Source organism: Mycobacterium kyogaense (assembly GCF_003254575.1).
Classification (GTDB): Bacteria; Actinomycetota; Actinomycetes; order Mycobacteriales; family Mycobacteriaceae; genus Mycobacterium; species Mycobacterium kyogaense.
In genome coordinates, this window is record NZ_QJUA01000019.1 from 52,014 (window position 1) to 67,549 (window position 15,536).

Here is a 15,536-nt window from a genome sequence, read left to right on the forward strand (position 1 = left end):
AAGCCACATTTTATGGCCTGCGACGGGAGTCGCTAGCGTCCGACTCGTGGAATTGACCTTTCGATCAGCCGCAGAGTTGACGGTCGCGTTGCGCGCAGGGGAGGTGTCCTCGGCCGAGGTGACCGCGGCGACGATCGCCCGAATCGAGCGCTGCGATGGGGCGACCAACGCGATCTGCGTGCGGGACTTCGAGCGGGCGCGCCACGCTGCCCGACGCGCCGACGAGGCCCGTGCACGTGGTGAAGATCGGGCGCTGCTGGGCATTCCGGTGACGGTCAAGGAGTCCTTCAACGTAGCCGGGTTGCCCACGACCTGGGGCCTGCCGGAGAACCGGGGGTTCGTGCCGTCCGAAGACGCGGTCCAGGTGGCGCGGCTCAAGGCCGCCGGCGCGGTGGTGCTCGGCAAGACGAACGTGCCGGCGGCCCTACAGGGTCTGCAGAGCTTCAATGAGCTGTACGGCGTGACCACCAATCCGTGGGACCACAGTCGTACGTCGGGCGGATCGTCGGGCGGATCGGCGGCTGCCCTGGCGTCCGGGTTCGGTGCGCTGTCCATCGGATCCGACCTCGCCGGTTCACTGCGCACGCCCGCGCACTTCTGCGGTGTCTACGGGCACAAACCGACACTCGGGCTGGCGGCAATGCGTGGCATGACCCCGCCACGGACGCCGGCATTACCGGCCGACCCCGACCTCGCCGTCGTCGGTCCGATGGCCCGCACCGCCGGCGACCTGACACTTCTGCTCGACGTGATGGTCGGACCCGACCCACTGACGCACGGCGTGGCACACACGGTTTCGCTGCCTGCCCCGCGTCACGAGAGGCTCGGCGACTTCCGAGTACTCGTTCTCGAGGAGCATCCGTGTATCGCCACCGGGTCCGCGGTGCGTGCCGGCGTCGATCGAGTGGCCCGCGCACTCGTCTCCGGTGGCGCTCGAGTGGAACGGCACAGCCCGCTGCTACCCGATCTTGCCGACGCCGCCTCGCTCTACACTCTCCTGCTCTTCTCCGGAGCGGTGGCGCGTTTTCCCGTCGACGAACACGAGGTCCTGCGCACCCGCGCGGCGCGTCTGAGACCGGAGGATCACAGTCTGAACGCGGCGCGGCTGCGCGGAATGGTGTTGAGCCATCGCGAGTGGATGGAAGCCATCCATCGTCGCGACCTCCATCGGCACCATTGGCGACAGCTGTTCGCGGCCTTCGATGCCGTGGTGTGTCCGATCACCCCGACTCCCGCATTCCCGCACGACCACAACCCGGATCTACTGGGATGCCGGATCGACATCGACGGCGTCGACTACGCGTTCTTCGACCAACTGGTGTGGGCCGGTCTGGCCACGATGCCCGGCCTGCCTGCAACCGCCATACCTGCAGGGCGATCCGTCGAGGGATTGCCGGTCGGCGTGCAGCTCATCGGTCCGATGTTCGAGGACCGCACTCCGCTGATGCTGGCAGAACTGCTCGAACAGGAGCTCGGCGGATTCCGACCGCCGACGTAGAACGCGAAATCGACCCTCGAGCAGACGAATTCACGGCGACAGCTAGGTCATGACTGTCCGTGTGCGCCAGCCAGAATCTGTTCGCGCAGAATATCGGCGTGACCGCAGTGGTGAGCGAGTTCGCGTAGAACCTGCAGATACACCCAGCGCACTGTGCGTCGACCAGCCTCGTGACCCGTCACGACAGCGTCTAGCGGCAGACCGGCAACCGCTTGCCGGGCCGTAGCGCAGGCCTTGCCGAAGGCCGCGGTCACAGTCGCAATCGTGTCATCGTCGGTGAGACTGAACGACTCGTCCACACTCTGAACCAGGCCGAGCTCCCGCCGCGATGTGCCACCGACGCACTGCTCGAACCACACTCGCTGCATCCAGGTTACGTGCTTGAGCAAGCCGAGCAGTGTCGTCGCCGACGGCACGAGCCGGATACGCACCTGCTCCTCCGTGAGGCCGTCGACAGTGGCCTCGATAGCGCGGCGATATTCCTCGACGAACGCGTCGAGCTGCGTGCGCTCATCGCCGACCAAGACGTCGAACGGGCCCATCGGAACCTCCCATCACAACAACCGCGGCTCCGCCCCGGACGGCACGCTATGACCGGCGGTGCCGATGCTCTCAACGATCCTATGTCCCGTATCCGATCAGGACACCAGAGTGGTCCGAGTCTCCAATCAGACTGATGACGAGCCGAATTCGTCGGGTGGTCAGGAGGTCCTATCGTGACGACTTGCCTAATGACCGTTTGGTCATTAGCGTGGTAGGCATGTCGCTCACCGTTCGGTTTCCTGCGAACAACCTGGCGGGCATCGCCACCTTGCTGCGGTTGTATCTGGTACTTGCCGTGCTGACACTCGTCGCGCTGCTGGTGTTGTCACTGGTCGACCCGGTGGCCGCGCCGCAGACAGCATGGGTGCATGCGGTGATCGTCGCCGGTTTCGCCGCCCTGCTGCCGATCCGGCTGCGGTCGGCCAGTCGCGGTAGCGTCGCCGCGTTGAGGGCGGTCGGCCTGATTGCTGCCACCGTGTTTCTGGTCAATGTGGTCGAGGCGCTGTGGCCCGGCTTCGTCCCGATGTGGATGCGGAGCGAGATGTGGGTCATCGCCGCGCTGATGTTGGGTGTCATCGCTCTGGTCATCCGCGAGCGGCTCTGACAGAGCGATGAGTTCTGCACCGCGACAACGACTAAGCGCCGAAGTGAGGCGCCGGCAGCTGGAGAGCGCGACCATCCAGATCATCGGCCAGGACGGGCTGTCCGCGGCCACCGCCGAGTCGATCGCGCGGGCTGCGGGTGTGTCCAAGGGGCTGCTCTGGCGGTACTACAAGGACCTCGAGGACCTGTTGCTCAGCGCCGGACGGCGGGCATTGGCGACACTGGAAGCGGCCGTGGCCTCCGATACCGACATGGACGCTGACGTGACCGCACTGTTCCGATCAGCCATTCACCGCGCCGCGACGTTGCCTGCCACCCACCCCGCTGAACTTCAGGCCATCCGGCACATCGCCATCGGTCTGCGCCCGCACGTGCCCGAAACGACACTGCGCGCCAACGAATATCGCCAGTTACACGCCCGTCAGGCTGCGCTCATCGCGCGGGGACAAGCCGACGGAAATCTGCGCCCCGGCCTCGATCCACACCTCCTGGCGGTCACCTACCAGGGGATGGTCGACTCCATGCTGGATTATCTGCACTCTGATCCCACGCTGGACCCCCGTACCGTCGCCGACCATGTCGCCGATGTCCTGCTCGCCGGGATCTCGACACCGTAATGACTGCTCGAGGGGCACGTCGTGCGTCAAACCCCCCTCGTCGCTGAAGCGAAGGTCGACCGAATGCCTTGCGCCACAAGCGCTGCCACGACGGGCATGAGCCCGAGCAGCGCGCACATCGGTAGCCACAGGAGCCCTGAGCGGTCCAACACCACGCCACCCAGCGACGAGCCTGCGCTGATCCCGATCTGGAACGCCAGGACATAGAGCGCCGACGCCATCACCTGGGCGCCCGGACCGCCACGCAGCGCCGCGCTCTGCATCGTCGGGGCCACGCATGCCTGCGCCGCGCCCCAGAGGATCACGCCGACGACGAACACGGGTGCGGGCGGTGACAAAGCGATCACACCGAACGCCACCATCAGTCCCACCGTGGTCAGCGCTACGGCGACATCGAGACTGCGGTCGATCTGCCTGCCGATCAAGGCGACGGCAAGCAAGCCCGCTACGCCGAAGGCTATTTGCAGACCGCCGAGGGACCACGCGCGGAAACCATATGGCTGCGCTATGAGCGCGAAGAACGTGTACGGCACGTAGGTTGCAGTCACCACCAACAGCGTGAGGACGCAGACCTTTACGACGCGTGGTAGCCAAGACGGCTCCCGAGGCGCCCTCTCCGAAGTCGTCGCATCCGGCGACAACGCGGGCAGGCTCACCCACGACAGAACGGCCAGCACGAGTGCCCCCACCGCCACCACGCCGGCCGCGGCGCGCCATTCGATCCACGACGCAAGTCCGGTCATCAGTGGTGCGCCCCCACCAGCGCGGCCGAACCTCCGAGGAAGACCTGCGCAGTGGCCCGCCCCTGCCGGTCCTCAGGCGCCAGCGACACTGCGACGATCGGTACGGTCGACCACAGCAGTCCGTGGGGTATCGCGGCGACCGCCCTGGCCGCCAACGCCGCGGGCAGGTTCGGCGCTACCGCCAGCGCTGCCTGCGACACCGCGAGCACGATCAGTGCTCCGACGAGCACGGCGCGGCGGTCGACGTGCCGAGTCAGCGCCACCGTCGGCAAGATCGCAGCGCCGGCGACCAGGGCGTACACGGTGAGCATCAGACCGCCACCGGACTCGGTGGTGTGCAGATCACGCGTCATATCGGTCAGCACGCCGATCGGGAACATCTCGGCCGTGAGATACACGAACAGCGCCCCCGCCAGTACTGCCGTCTGCAGCGGGGCGGGGGCCTTCCTCGCCGTCACAGCTCGTGTGTGCCCAGGAATTCACTGATGTCGTCGATCCACACCAACGCTTCCTCGGGGGTGAAGATGTGGCCGGCATCGGGGTATTCGATCATCGACGCATCCGGTATCTCCGCGGCCAGTCGACGGGTGGACTCAGGTAGTACGATGCGGTCCTGTCCTGCGACGAAAACGACTGTGGGCAGAGCGAGTTCGCGACATGCATCATGTGTGTCGATCGATGTAGCCAATCGGGCCTGATCCGCCCCGCCGTCCGGATAGTTGTCCTGTGTCGTCGCCACGGCCGCATCGGCTGCCGCAGCGTCGAGACTCCCGAGCACCGCCGGGGACGACAGGCTCACCAGGTAACCGGCAAGAGCGTGACGATCACCGCTCGCCGCCAGTGCGGTCCAGGTGTCGACCACCAACCGCAGTTGCTGGTCGGCACGAGCGAACCCGACGGTGAGGAGCAGCCCACTCACCCGGTCCGGATGCCGGGCGGCCGCCGTCACGGCCACAGCTGTCCCCAACGACAGACCCAGAATCGGGAATCTCTCGAAACCGGCCTCGACCGCCGCCCCCACCAACGAGTCAGCGAGGACGTCGAGCTCCAGGGCACCTACGTCTTCGGGCGTAGCACCCGATCCGGGGTAGTTCATTCCGACGAGGGTGCGGGTCGAAGACAGGGCTTCGATCACGTGTCCGAAATTGGCAGTGACGCTGCCCCCGGCGCCGTGGGCGAGTACCAGGGGCGAGCCGGTTCCGATCTGGATGACGTCGGGATCTGCGACGAGGTGTGGGCCTGTCATAGCCTGGACGCTAAACCTTCACATCTACGTGAAGGTCAAGCGTTTGGGACGGCGGTCACACCGGGAGGGTTCATGCGAATCGGCGAACTCGCGCAACGATGCAACGTGTCCACGCGGTCGCTGCGCTACTACGAAGAGCAGCAGCTGCTGCAATCACGCCGGCACGCGAACGGGTACCGCGACTACCCCGAGTCGGCTGTGGAGTCCGTACGACGGATTCGGGCCCTCATCGATGCCGGGTTCAGCTCTGACACCATCCGGAAAGTGTTGCCTTGCCTCAACGGTGACGATGTGGACATGTGCCCGCAATTGGCGGGCGTGATCCGCGAGACTCTGCGCGGTATCGACGACCAACTGAACGACCTCGCCGCCAAGCGCGGCAAGATCAACGCGCTGCTGTCGGGCCAGAGCCTGCCATCGGATCGGTCCGATTCTGGCCTCGCCGCCGCGCGGCCCATCGAGTGCTGAAGGAGCCCTGCCCGCCTTACCTCAGGGGTAATCGCAGCTAGTCCCGGATTCTGTGATGCTGTTGCCATGCAGATGCTTTCGGTGACACAGCAAGCTAGCTCACGCCGATGAGTCCTCCGTACGTCGGCATCGGCGACGGCCACCAGGTGTTCGTCCGCGATTGGGGAATCGGTCAGCCCGTCGTGCTCTTGGCCGGCTGGGCCATGGACAGCCGCGGCTGGGCAGAGGTCATGACACGGCTTACGCGTTCGGACCTGCGCGCGATCGCCGTCGACCGCCGCGGCCACGGCCGTTCCACCGACCCGGGACGCTACGTCTACGACGTCCTCGTCGACGACCTCGCGACAGTTCTCGATACGCTCGCCGTCGAGGGAGCCGTCCTCGTCGGGCATTCCGGGGCGGCCGGCGAGATCATCGGATACTTGGCCCGCTGCGGCTCGCACCGTGTCAAGGCCGTCGTGCTCGTCGCCGCAACCGGACCGCGACCGGCGAGTGATCCTGCCAGCGGCGAGCCCGTCTCGCCCGACGTCGTGGATGCCGCCATCTCGACACTCATCGGCGACTTGCCAGGCTGGATCGACGAGACGCTCCCCTCGTTCGCGCCGGAAGCTCCACCCACCGTCAACCGTTGGCTGGCGAGCATGGCATTGGATACGTCGCGGCAGGCGCTGGTCGACTTCCAGCGCGCGATCATGACCACGGACTTCACGGTTCACGCGGCCACCATCGACGTTCCCGTCACCCTCCTCCACGGAGACCACGACGTCAGCGCGCCGCTGGACGAGACAGCCCGCCGTTACCTCGGCCTCATTCCCGGGTCGTCTCTGCGGGTGTACACCGGAGCGGCGCACGGGCTCGTGCTCACTCACGCTGAACGGCTCGCGGCCGACATCATCGAAGTCGCACGCTCGTGACCGTGCCAGACGCGGCGCGACAAACCCTTGTACATCAACTGGTCTCAGCACCGGCTGCCCGTCGGCTGGGAATAGCAGTCGGCAGTCTCTCGCCGTCCGAGGTGCGACTCACCTTGCCGGCCGACACCGGCAACTGCACCTACGGCGACGTCGTCCACGGCGGTGTCATCGCAACACTGGCCGACACCGCCGGCGTAGCGGTGTCGATCGCCAACGCCCGTCATCTGCCCACCGGCGGAGCCACCACCACCCTGAGCATCAGCTACCTGCGCCCCGCGGCCATGGGCACGCTCACCGCACGGGCGCGTCTTCTCCACGGCGGCGGACGGCACAACGTCGCACGCGTCACGGTCACCGACCCCGGCGAGCAGTCCGTGGCGGAGTGCCATGTCACGGTCACCTTGAGTTGAATTCGCGCACGAGCGAGGCAACCGCCGCGTCCATCCAAGGAGTCTTTTGTTGTCCACGACTTACGTCATCACCTTCGTCGTTCGGCCGAGTGAACGGAGCCGCTTCCTGGCACTTCTCAACCCCGTCCTCGATGCGATGCGTGACGAGTCGACATTCAAACACGCTGCGCTACATGCCGATCCGAGCGACGAGAATCGCTTCCAGCTGCACGAAACCTGGGAAAACCACGCTGATGTCGTGGAGGTGCAGTTGCATCGACACTACCGGGCAGCCTGGCATCAGGCACTAGAGGAGATCCTCGAACGACCACGCGACATCGCCATCTGGGATCAGCTCAGGGCCGACTGAACGCATCTCTGACCACCGCGGCTCACTGTCTAGTTTCTAGACATTCGAAACGTCTCGGGCCATGTCTCACCTTTGAGGGGTGGGCGGTGTTTGGTTGCAGGACCCGCACCGACCATTCGGCGATCAACGGCCCGGCACCCTGATAGTCGGGCCGAACCGTTAGTCCTGTGAAAATTGACTCATGAGCGGACGCACCCTTTCGGCCGAGCAGATCGACGAGCAGTGGCGTGCGTGGACTCCAGATGAGGTGTCGCGCCGGCTGGCCGCGGTCGCTGCGCCATGGTGCGTTGCCGGCGGGTGGGCGTTGGAATTGTTCGCCGAGTCGGCGGCCCGTGATCATGATGACCTTGAGATCGCGGTGCCGGCAGAACGATTCGATGAGATCATGAACGCGTTGCCTGGTTTCGAATGGGACGTCGCCGGCGATGGTCAAGTCTGGCCGTTCCCGCAGCACCGTGCCGACCACTTTCAGACGTGGCTGCGCGAACCCGCGACCGGCATGTACCGGGTTGACGTGTTGCGTGAGCCCACCATCGCCGGTCGTTGGGTCTGCCGACGCGACACGTCGATCTCGCTGTCCTACGACCAACTCATCCTGCGCAATCCAGACGGTGTCCCCTACGTCATTCCCGAGGTGGCACTGCTGTTCAAGGCCAAGCACGCGCGCCCGAAGGATCACGCCGACTTCGGCAACGTCCGGCCGATGCTGTCGCCCGAGAGACGCACCCGGCTACTCGGCTGGCTCTCCCGAGTGCACCCCGGACACCCCTGGGTCGACGCTCTCACCGCCGAGAGGTAAGGCACCGCCGAAAAGCAGAACTCTGATGCCCCAAGCTCCAGCCAACCCGTGCCGGGATGATCACGGAGGCCAGCTACAGCCACACCTTGTCTCAGGTCGCGGTGCCCAAAAAACGTGTCGACGGGCGCTGTCGTCCCCTGATGCGATTGCGGCATGGCAAATGAGTTGTGGCCATTGCGGGATCTGGAGGTAGCGACTCCCCGGCTGACGTTGCGTTACGTCAGTGACGCTTTAGGCGATGAACTCGCCGTACTCGCAGCGCAGGGCATCCACGAGCCCGCCACCATGCTGTTCTCCACCCCATGGACCGATGTGCCTTCCCCGGAGCTGGAACGCAACACGCTGCGCTTCTATTGGCGCAACCGTGCCGAGACGACCGTGACGCGGTGGCATCTCAACTTGGCTGCCATCGTCGAAGGAAACGTGGTGGGAATGTGCTCTCTAGAGGCGGAACATTTTCCGACACAGCGGACCGTCGAAACCGGATCGTGGCTTGGGCGCCGTTACCAGTCTCAGGGCATCGGGACCGAGATGCGCCACGCAGCGCTACACCTGGCCTTTATTGGCTTGCAGGCTGATCAGGCCACCACCAGCGCCTGGCACGACAACACAGCATCGCTACGCTTGACACGGTCACTGCCCTACACCGAGACGGGCACCAGCACACGCCCGCGCCGCGACCAGGACGACATGATGATCGAATTCGCCATGACATCGGCACGGTGGCAGACCATCCGTCGCGACGACATCCGGCTCAAGGAAATCGACGCAGCTCGCTCGCAACTCGACACCGCACATCTCGAAGACTGTTTAGCCTGTCGTGACTGCGCTATGAAGACGTCGGCAGCCCCCGCTGTCTCGATTCTGAGAATGGTTAGGCCTCTCGCAGCAGGATAGAGTGCGTCTGAGCGCAGCGCCAAAGTTATTCGCTCTGTTGTGTATTCAACAAGTAGTGGCCGGTTTCCTCGCCTTGGCGACTTCGGGATCGAGCATGTACAGCCCCGCGATCGTTCGGTTGTCGCGGAAGGTGACACGGGCGCCGAAGTCGCCGGCCTCGAAGGCCAACGGCGTGTTGGTGATGGTGAAGTCGCCAGCGCGCACGGCGTCGGTATCTCCGTGGCTCTCGTATGCCCCGGCCATCCCCGCGAGGTAGGCCCACGCTTCGGCAAGCCCTTCCTCGGTGAGTCCCAGCAGCCCAAAAAGCGTTGACGCGTGACAGGTTTCGAGCGCGCGACGTCGACGTACCGTAGGAAATTGCTGACGGCTAGGGATCATCTGTCTGCTTTCTAGAGAATGAAGACAGCGCAGATTCAACCTTGGGTCGAGCACCTCAAGTGAGAACCTGCCGAAGTGCTCGATACTGAGCCGATGCTAGAGCCGTTCGTGCCGCCGGAGCTGTACTACGCGCAGCTCGCCCGCGTGAGACAGGGCGCCGGGGCGCTGATCACCACCCCGGATGGAAGGGTGGTGATGTACGACGTGACCTACCGCGACTATCTCGAACTGCCGGGCGGTGCGGTCGAAACAGGTGAGACACCGCCGGCGGCATGCGCGCGGGAATGCCGCGAAGAGTTGGGCATCGACATCGCCGTCGGGCGGTTGCTGGTGCTGGATCACCAGACCGATGAGGGTGACCGGGGCGACTCGGTCATGTTCGTCTACGACGGAGGTGTTGTCGACGAGGCCGATCTTCGGTCGGTTCCAGCCAGCCAGGAGGGCCACGGCATGGCATTTGTTGATCCCGCCACGTTGGCTGGCGCCACGCTCCCCCGGTTAGCTCAACGAATTCGCGCCGCGTTGATTGCCAGACACACCGCACGCTTCGTTGAAATGATCAACGGGGAGACTCGCTGACAACCTCTGCATCCCTGCATTCTTGAGTCGGTCCCATCTTGCGTGCTACGCGTTGTCTTGTTGCACGACAACAACAATGGTGGGCCCGTTGTTCTCATCGGCGGGGAGGCGTAGGTCGGCCACGAGTCGCAACCCCGCCCATTGCACGAGGGCGATGAGCTGTTCTGGCTGCCACTGGTAGGTGGTCCACTTGACCGGTACCCCGTTGTAGGCCTCGGGACGCTCGACGTCGCGCTCACCGGCGTGGGTGGCGATGATCAACTGCCCGCCAGGGCGCAGCGCCGCGGCGAAAAGGCCAGAACGCCGGGCAGAATGTCGCGCGGCAGGTTGAACAGGGACCACCAGCCCAGGACTCCGCCCAGCGATGCTGGTAGGAGGTCGAGGTCGGTCGCCGAGCCGACGGTGAACGTGCACTGAGGATGCAGGCGCCGTGCGTGGTCAATCATCCGTGGCGAAAGGTCGACCCCTGAGACCTCGATCCCGCGCTCGGCGAGATAGGCCGTGACCGTGCCCGGTCCGCAGCCGACATCGAGGACAGGGCCGATCGGCGCGACGGTGTCCGCGAACGCATCCATGGCTGCTTTCAGCCACGGGTGGGTGCGGATGTCGCCAATGCCCGTGGTCGTCACCATCTCGACGTAGTTAGCGGCCGCACGGTCATAGGAGTCGCGAACAGCGTCGAGATCGGCGGGCTGCAGATTTGATCGCGAAGGCACGCAGGTGACGATAGTGATAACCGCCCGTGTTCACCTTCTCGTCCTTCGGAGACTGAAGACGGATCAGTTCCTGTCTCGCGCGGTCGACTCTGACTCACCACATCACGGCGGAGTGAGCGTCGGAGGCCCCCCGAGATGTTGAGTGTCCGCGAGTGCGGCCACCTGCCGATTGTGGAAGAAATCGTCCTGACGCAGAGTGGTGATGCTGCCGGGGGTTGACCGAAATTTGGCGTAGCCCAGCGACTCCAGTGGCATCTGTATCCAGGCGGCGATGACGAAGGTCAGCACGAACCCGTGGGTCACGATCACCTGGTACTCGACGGGGCTCGCAATGATCGATTCCATCGCTGAATAGACCCGCGCCGCGAAATCGCCCTTCCTCTCGGCCCCCGGTACGCCCTCGTCGTGGTTGAGCCGGTCACCGACAACCGGCGGGGGAACAAAGCGCTCGTCAAGCCAGCGCTGAGGGCGTCCTTCCGCTATGCCGTAGGACTTCTCCCGTAGGCGACGATCCAGTGTTACGGCCGAGCCAACAGCATTGCTGATCTGCTCAGCGGTGCGTCGGGCGCGCAGTGAGTCCGACGAGACAATGCCCGGGGTGACCCCGGCCCGAATTTGTCCACGTATCCATCGCGCGATCGACACCGCCTCGGCCAAGCCCCGCGCCGTCAAGTCGGAGTCGTACCAGCCACCGACCAAACCTTCTCGATGATGAGTGGCTTCTGGATGGGTCACTACGTAGATCGTTCTTCCCACGCCCCACCGTAGCGAGGCTCAACCACCCCGACCCAGTTCGTCTCAGATTTGGCACGGCAGATCTTGTCTCAGTCGACCAAGGTCCTAGGAGTCTTCGCGGCCACCCGCTGGTAGATACTTGACCAAACGATCGAGCAGGTCTACATCGCAACGCTGCGGCCGCTTTTCCACATGTGCCGGGATCCCGGTGGCCGGCAGTGACCACACGACCCTGCCCGGTCCAACGCGCTCTAGGGCGACGTACCATTCGCGCAACGGCTCAGCCAGCCGCGCGTGCAGCTCAAAGGATCGCCGCTGACGAGTGGTGTCTGCTTTCTTGTGCTCGCGCAATACCTCCATGGGTGGAATCGACACAATCACTGCATCACCGAATCCCAGGCGTCCATCCGCGAACGCTGTTCTCACATAGCCCAATTCTTGGAGAAACCTCGACCACGGCGCTGCTCCCACGCGTGCCAAGCACCATGAGTAGTGAAGCTTCACCGGATCACTGTCGCAGATCACCACCCGACTATTGCGTTCCAGCTCGACGGCTCGCTCCCAGCGCCCAGCGTCGACCTGCACCCAGTACTGGGCCTGCTGATCCTTATCAGCGCCATCGGGCTCCCGGCCCGTAGGCGTGTACTCGGGCACAACCGGCCACGGCTGTGCCCGACACCAGGTTGTCTTGCCGGCCGCGCTCGGCCCCTCGACCGCGACGATCACCACTTCATCATCGAGGCAGCTGGACGATCACTTAACCGCCCAGGAGGAAGGCCCGCCCATCACCTCTAAAGCATGAACGGCTGTCTCGTGTCTAGACATATGCGGTCGATCATGTCCTGTCTCGCCGCGGTGGTTTCCGTTAGCGTGGTTGTTTGTGTCTGGTCAGCGACGGTTTGCCGAGCCTCCGGTGTTTAACCGAGGTCGACTCGCTGTCGGTGGGGGCAACCGTATCTATTGGGAACCCAGGGGTAATCCGAACGGCCTGCCAGCGTTCATCGTTCACGGCGGCCCGGGATCGGGGCGGCCGCGCGGCGCCCATAAGGGGTTTGACCCCCACGCATTCCGGATCGTGTTGTGTGATCAGCGCGGGTGCGGTGACAGCGAACCCCACGCAGCCGATCCGACCACCGACATGGCTTACAACACCACCGAACATCTGCTCGCCGACATGGAAGCACTGCGTGCGCATCTAGGCATCGACCGGTGGCTGCTCTACGGCGGGTCCTGGGCCTCCACGCTGATCCTCGCCTACGCACAACGCCATCCGGACAGGGTGATCGGCATCATCCTGGTCGGCGTCACCATGACCCGGCGCAGCGAGATTGAGTGGCTCTACCACGGCCTGCGCCGACTGCTACCCATTGAGTGGGAACGCTTTCGTGCCGGAGTGCCCGCCGCCGACCGCGATGGCACTTTGGTCGAGGCCTACCGGCGGCTGATGGAAAGCCCCGACCTCGCCATACGCGAGCAGGCCGCGCATGAGTGGTGCGCGTGGGAAGACGCGGTAATCGCGCACGAGGCGCTCGGAAACCCCGGCCAATACAGCGCGAAACCCGACGCGGCGAAACTCGCGTTTGGGCGGACATGTACGCATTACTTCGCCCACGCGGCGTGGCTAGACGACGACCAACTCCTGCGAGATGCTCACCGGCTCAATGGCATTCTCGGCATCCTGATCCATGGCCGGCTCGACCTGTCCGCTCGCCTGCTGACAGCTTGGGAGCTGGCCCAGGCGTGGCCGGACGCCACCTTGCGGATCATCGAGGACTCCGGCCATACCGGCAGCCCCAGCATGGGCGCCGCCATCGATGACGCCATCGCGGCGTTTCAGCCTCACTGACGATCATCCCTCACATCCCCGGGGCGAGCCGCCCGGTGCTGCTCAGGCGGAGCTGTCGCCAACTGTGTTGAGAGTGTGTACATGAAAGCGCTCAACCCCGGGGTACTTCTCGCCGAGAGATTCGACTGCGAACCCGTTGGCGAGATAGAAACCGACTGCCTCGGAGTCGGTTTCGGCGCATAGGCGTTGATGGTCGGGATGGGTGGCGCGCAGGGCGTCGAGCATACGGCGGCCGATACCTGACCGGCGATATTCCGCTCGGGTGGCAATGTGGAGGATCACGACGTCGCTGCCGCGCAAGGTGTAGCCCAGTAGTCCCACGGTCTCGCCGGCCATCTCTGCGCGCAGCAGCGCGTACCGCGGGTCGCGGCGGTACAGACCGGCCACGTGATCGAGGCGGTCCCCGCCGCCGGTTGCAGCTGCGAGCAACGCCGGCACCTCCGCATCGTCCACACTGGCGGTCATCACCTGGACCGCGTGCAGGTCCCCGCGCAGGTAGCCGTCGAAGAGCGGTCCACCGCACACATCAACAACCGACACGACCGAAGCATGCAAGGGCCCCGGATCGCCCGCGGCAGTGGCGCGTAACCCGTCGAGGAGACGTTCGGCGTACGCGGTGTTACGGGTGGTATCGAGGGCGGACAGCTCCCGCAGCAGCCACCTCCCCGTTCCGCTCCACCGCCGGTGGGTCGCCAACACCAGGTCGGCGGCCTCTCCGATCAGCGCTGCGGCCACGACGAGCGTCTCACCGGTATCGCTGGATGACACAAGGTCATCTGCCAGGGCACTGACGCGGTAGCGCATGGCTTCTAGCGTGGCGCGATCGACCGGTTCGGGACCGTCACAGTCCATGCGGTGCAGCAGGTCCCGGAGTTGGCGCCCCGATCCGTCACGATCAACGAGGATGATCGAGGACCCCACGAGTCGCATCGTCGTGGGGCGTCGCCGGGCGCGTTCATCGCGGCAGAACTCCAACAGTGAGTGCTCGGTCTGCACGAAGAACTCCACCGGCAGACCCTCAATGATTCTCGAGCACCGGTAGGGCGCCGGCTCACCCGCCAGAAGGACGGTGATGTCGAGATCCGAACCTGCGCTCGCCTGGCCTGACGCGTGACTTCCGCCCAGCCAGGCCGCCCGCGCTGACGGGAACCGTTCCAGCACCAACTGCCGCGCCACCTCGACGACCCCACCCACACTCGACAGTGTGACCTGCCATCAACGGTCCGTGCCAGCTCCGGTGTCAGCCGTCGTGTCTTCGCGATTGCCACAGCCGGATGATTGCGGCCCAGTTGGTCAGCCGATTTCGACGAGGTCGACAAGGCTGGCGTCGGCCCGGGGGATGCCGTCGAGTACCGGCTGCAGGTGAGGGTCGGTGACATGCCCGTCGATGTGGACGTGGCTCCCGTCGTCGCGCCGCGCCAACGCAGTCAGCAGCGCCGCCAGGGCGCTGGCGGTGAGTTCGTCACCGCGTGGTTGGGCGGGGTGGATGGTTTCAGCGACAACCTCGACATCGGTACCGTTGGGAAAGGCCAACGCCAGCGCGGCCAATTGCCCGTCGGCCCAGACGCCGTGACTGAGGGTGCGGTCTATCTCGGTGATGTCCTCGCGAGATGCTGCCATCAATTCGCTGCTGTCGGTGACCGGCGACCAGTCGCGGTGGGTCCACTCGTAGAGAGCCGCGAAGGCAGCCACCAGTGTCTCGGTCGCCACGGCAGAGAGGTCGGTGCAGGTGGTCTGCGGCTGTTCGGCTGCCCAGTGGGCCACCCTGGGGTCAGACGGCGTGACAATGATGCCGGGACAGCGTTGATACACCCGCCCGCCTCTGCGACGAAGGAACGCCGCTGCGGCAGTGTCGGGGCGCACCTTGGTCGATAGCGGCCGCGACACATCCGCTCGCAAAGCCAACATCTGATCCAGCAACAGCGACCCGATCCCCTGGCGGCGCCGCGACGAAGCGACCTCGATCGCACACGGCAGCCTTCCGGCGTGTAGCCGGTTGCCGGTGACGGTCGCAGCACCGATCAGTGTGCCGTCAGCGTCGGTGACCACCCGACATCGCCGCCACCGTGACCCCTCAGCATCGGGGCCGTGCAGCGCGTGAAACTGCGCCTCCCACAGTACATCCGCGGGCGTGTCGAGCAGGGCGTCGATGCCTGATTCATCGCCAGGGCGCCACGATCGTGGCCGCACACGGC

At 65.2% G+C, this 15,536-nt stretch carries 22 protein-coding genes; 11 read left to right on the forward strand and 11 right to left on the reverse strand.

Annotated elements, in window-relative coordinates:
- Positions 1–46: 46 nt before the first annotated feature.
- Positions 47–1,498, forward strand: coding sequence for an amidase (locus DMB80_RS14745; protein ID WP_111510534.1), 1,452 nt, complete (start codon positions 47–49; stop codon positions 1,496–1,498).
- A 47-nt stretch (positions 1,499–1,545) separates the two neighbouring features.
- On the opposite strand, the gene DMB80_RS14750 is transcribed toward DMB80_RS14745, so the two are convergent.
- Positions 1,546–2,040, reverse strand: coding sequence for a DinB family protein (locus tag DMB80_RS14750; protein ID WP_111510535.1), 495 nt, complete (start codon positions 2,038–2,040; stop codon positions 1,546–1,548).
- Between the two features lie 134 nt (positions 2,041–2,174).
- Between DMB80_RS14750 and DMB80_RS14755 the strand changes: the two genes are divergently transcribed.
- Entirely contained in the window at positions 2,175–2,645 is a 471-nt protein-coding gene (locus DMB80_RS14755; RefSeq protein ID WP_162938534.1) for a hypothetical protein, read from the forward strand.
- A 43-nt stretch (positions 2,646–2,688) separates the two neighbouring features.
- On the forward strand, positions 2,689–3,261 hold the full coding sequence (locus tag DMB80_RS14760; protein ID WP_162938535.1) for a TetR/AcrR family transcriptional regulator: 573 nt from the start codon (positions 2,689–2,691) through the stop codon (positions 3,259–3,261).
- A gap of 26 nt (positions 3,262–3,287) precedes the next feature.
- Here the strand turns inward: DMB80_RS14760 and DMB80_RS14765 are convergent, their stop codons facing one another.
- From DMB80_RS14765 to DMB80_RS14775, 3 genes are read right to left on the reverse strand one after another with little or no spacing between them, the layout of a single operon-like run.
- Positions 3,288–4,004, reverse strand: a complete 717-nt coding sequence (locus DMB80_RS14765; RefSeq protein ID WP_111510538.1) for an MFS transporter — start codon at positions 4,002–4,004, stop codon at positions 3,288–3,290.
- Positions 4,004–4,462 (reverse strand): MFS transporter, encoded by a 459-nt coding sequence (locus DMB80_RS14770; RefSeq protein ID WP_111510539.1) that lies wholly within the window; start codon positions 4,460–4,462, stop codon positions 4,004–4,006. The genes DMB80_RS14765 and DMB80_RS14770 overlap by 1 nt, the downstream gene beginning before the upstream one ends.
- Positions 4,459–5,250 (reverse strand): alpha/beta fold hydrolase, encoded by a 792-nt coding sequence (locus tag DMB80_RS14775; protein WP_111510540.1) that lies wholly within the window; start codon positions 5,248–5,250, stop codon positions 4,459–4,461. Before DMB80_RS14775 ends, DMB80_RS14770 begins: the two co-directional genes overlap by 4 nt.
- 72 nt (positions 5,251–5,322) lie before the next feature.
- Here DMB80_RS14775 and DMB80_RS14780 point away from each other — a divergent pair, with 72 nt between their 5' ends.
- The 6 genes from DMB80_RS14780 (at position 5,323) to DMB80_RS14805 (ending at position 9,087) form a co-directional block, all read left to right on the forward strand.
- Positions 5,323–5,718 (forward strand): MerR family transcriptional regulator, encoded by a 396-nt coding sequence (locus DMB80_RS14780; RefSeq protein ID WP_111510541.1) that lies wholly within the window; start codon positions 5,323–5,325, stop codon positions 5,716–5,718.
- Between the two features lie 107 nt (positions 5,719–5,825).
- Positions 5,826–6,632 carry an alpha/beta fold hydrolase gene (locus DMB80_RS14785; RefSeq protein WP_111510542.1) on the forward strand — a complete coding sequence of 269 codons (807 nt, stop codon included), beginning with the start codon at positions 5,826–5,828 and terminating at the stop codon, positions 6,630–6,632.
- Positions 6,633–6,634: 2 nt separating this feature from the next.
- On the forward strand, positions 6,635–7,042 hold the full coding sequence (locus tag DMB80_RS14790; RefSeq protein WP_162938536.1) for a PaaI family thioesterase: 408 nt from the start codon (positions 6,635–6,637) through the stop codon (positions 7,040–7,042).
- Positions 7,043–7,091: 49 nt separating this feature from the next.
- Complete coding sequence (locus DMB80_RS14795; RefSeq protein WP_111510575.1) at positions 7,092–7,391, forward strand: putative quinol monooxygenase; 300 nt, start codon at positions 7,092–7,094, stop codon at positions 7,389–7,391.
- Positions 7,392–7,572: 181 nt separating this feature from the next.
- On the forward strand, positions 7,573–8,190 hold the full coding sequence (locus tag DMB80_RS14800) for a nucleotidyltransferase domain-containing protein (RefSeq protein ID WP_111510544.1): 618 nt from the start codon (positions 7,573–7,575) through the stop codon (positions 8,188–8,190).
- A 153-nt stretch (positions 8,191–8,343) separates the two neighbouring features.
- The gene (locus DMB80_RS14805; protein WP_111510545.1) at positions 8,344–9,087 is read left to right on the forward strand and encodes a GNAT family N-acetyltransferase; all 744 of its coding nucleotides are present in this window, start codon (positions 8,344–8,346) and stop codon (positions 9,085–9,087) included.
- Between the two features lie 45 nt (positions 9,088–9,132).
- Here the strand turns inward: DMB80_RS14805 and DMB80_RS14810 are convergent, their stop codons facing one another.
- Positions 9,133–9,465, reverse strand: coding sequence for a DUF3887 domain-containing protein (locus tag DMB80_RS14810; RefSeq protein WP_111510546.1), 333 nt, complete (start codon positions 9,463–9,465; stop codon positions 9,133–9,135).
- 75 nt (positions 9,466–9,540) lie between these two features.
- Here DMB80_RS14810 and DMB80_RS14815 point away from each other — a divergent pair, with 75 nt between their 5' ends.
- Positions 9,541–10,044, forward strand: coding sequence for an NUDIX domain-containing protein (locus DMB80_RS14815; protein ID WP_162938537.1), 504 nt, complete (start codon positions 9,541–9,543; stop codon positions 10,042–10,044).
- Between the two features lie 45 nt (positions 10,045–10,089).
- On the opposite strand, the gene DMB80_RS28615 is transcribed toward DMB80_RS14815, so the two are convergent.
- The 4 genes from DMB80_RS28615 to DMB80_RS14830 form a co-directional block, all read right to left on the reverse strand.
- Positions 10,090–10,305, reverse strand: coding sequence for a hypothetical protein (locus DMB80_RS28615; RefSeq protein ID WP_240431204.1), 216 nt, complete (start codon positions 10,303–10,305; stop codon positions 10,090–10,092).
- Entirely contained in the window at positions 10,302–10,760 is a 459-nt protein-coding gene (locus DMB80_RS14820; RefSeq protein ID WP_240431205.1) for a class I SAM-dependent methyltransferase, read from the reverse strand. Before DMB80_RS14820 ends, DMB80_RS28615 begins: the two co-directional genes overlap by 4 nt.
- A gap of 102 nt (positions 10,761–10,862) precedes the next feature.
- A complete protein-coding gene (locus tag DMB80_RS14825; RefSeq protein WP_205538691.1) occupies positions 10,863–11,495 on the reverse strand; it encodes a histidine phosphatase family protein in 633 nt (210 codons plus the stop codon).
- Positions 11,496–11,600: 105 nt separating this feature from the next.
- Positions 11,601–12,221: a hypothetical protein gene (locus DMB80_RS14830; protein WP_111510576.1), complete on the reverse strand. Its 621-nt coding sequence runs from the start codon at positions 12,219–12,221 to the stop codon at positions 11,601–11,603.
- A 154-nt stretch (positions 12,222–12,375) separates the two neighbouring features.
- Between DMB80_RS14830 and pip the strand changes: the two genes are divergently transcribed.
- A complete protein-coding gene (gene pip, locus DMB80_RS14835) occupies positions 12,376–13,341 on the forward strand; it encodes a prolyl aminopeptidase (protein WP_111510549.1) in 966 nt (321 codons plus the stop codon).
- 42 nt (positions 13,342–13,383) lie between these two features.
- Here pip and DMB80_RS14840 read toward each other — a convergent pair whose 3' ends face one another.
- Together DMB80_RS14840 and DMB80_RS28140 are read right to left on the reverse strand one after the other, a co-directional pair.
- On the reverse strand, positions 13,384–14,535 hold the full coding sequence (locus DMB80_RS14840) for a GNAT family N-acetyltransferase (RefSeq protein ID WP_111510550.1): 1,152 nt from the start codon (positions 14,533–14,535) through the stop codon (positions 13,384–13,386).
- Between the two features lie 99 nt (positions 14,536–14,634).
- Positions 14,635–15,531 carry a GNAT family N-acetyltransferase gene (locus DMB80_RS28140; RefSeq protein WP_162938538.1) on the reverse strand — a complete coding sequence of 299 codons (897 nt, stop codon included), beginning with the start codon at positions 15,529–15,531 and terminating at the stop codon, positions 14,635–14,637.
- Positions 15,532–15,536: the final 5 nt, after the last annotated feature.

Excerpts from the sequence above, each read along its gene's own strand:
- DMB80_RS14750 (WP_111510535.1), bottom strand. The coding sequence starts at position 2,040 with ATGGGCCCGTTCGACGTCTTGGTCGGCGATGAGCGCACGCAGCTCGAC.
- DMB80_RS14755 (WP_162938534.1), top strand. The coding sequence starts at position 2,175 with ATGACGAGCCGAATTCGTCGGGTGGTCAGGAGGTCCTATCGTGACGAC.
- DMB80_RS14765 (WP_111510538.1), bottom strand. The coding sequence starts at position 4,004 with ATGACCGGACTTGCGTCGTGGATCGAATGGCGCGCCGCGGCCGGCGTG.
- DMB80_RS14775 (WP_111510540.1), bottom strand. The coding sequence starts at position 5,250 with ATGACAGGCCCACACCTCGTCGCAGATCCCGACGTCATCCAGATCGGA.
- DMB80_RS14780 (WP_111510541.1), top strand. The coding sequence starts at position 5,323 with ATGCGAATCGGCGAACTCGCGCAACGATGCAACGTGTCCACGCGGTCG.
- DMB80_RS14785 (WP_111510542.1), top strand. The coding sequence starts at position 5,826 with ATGAGTCCTCCGTACGTCGGCATCGGCGACGGCCACCAGGTGTTCGTC.
- DMB80_RS14800 (WP_111510544.1), top strand. The coding sequence starts at position 7,573 with ATGAGCGGACGCACCCTTTCGGCCGAGCAGATCGACGAGCAGTGGCGT.
- DMB80_RS14805 (WP_111510545.1), top strand. The coding sequence starts at position 8,344 with ATGGCAAATGAGTTGTGGCCATTGCGGGATCTGGAGGTAGCGACTCCC.
- DMB80_RS14810 (WP_111510546.1), bottom strand. The coding sequence starts at position 9,465 with ATGATCCCTAGCCGTCAGCAATTTCCTACGGTACGTCGACGTCGCGCG.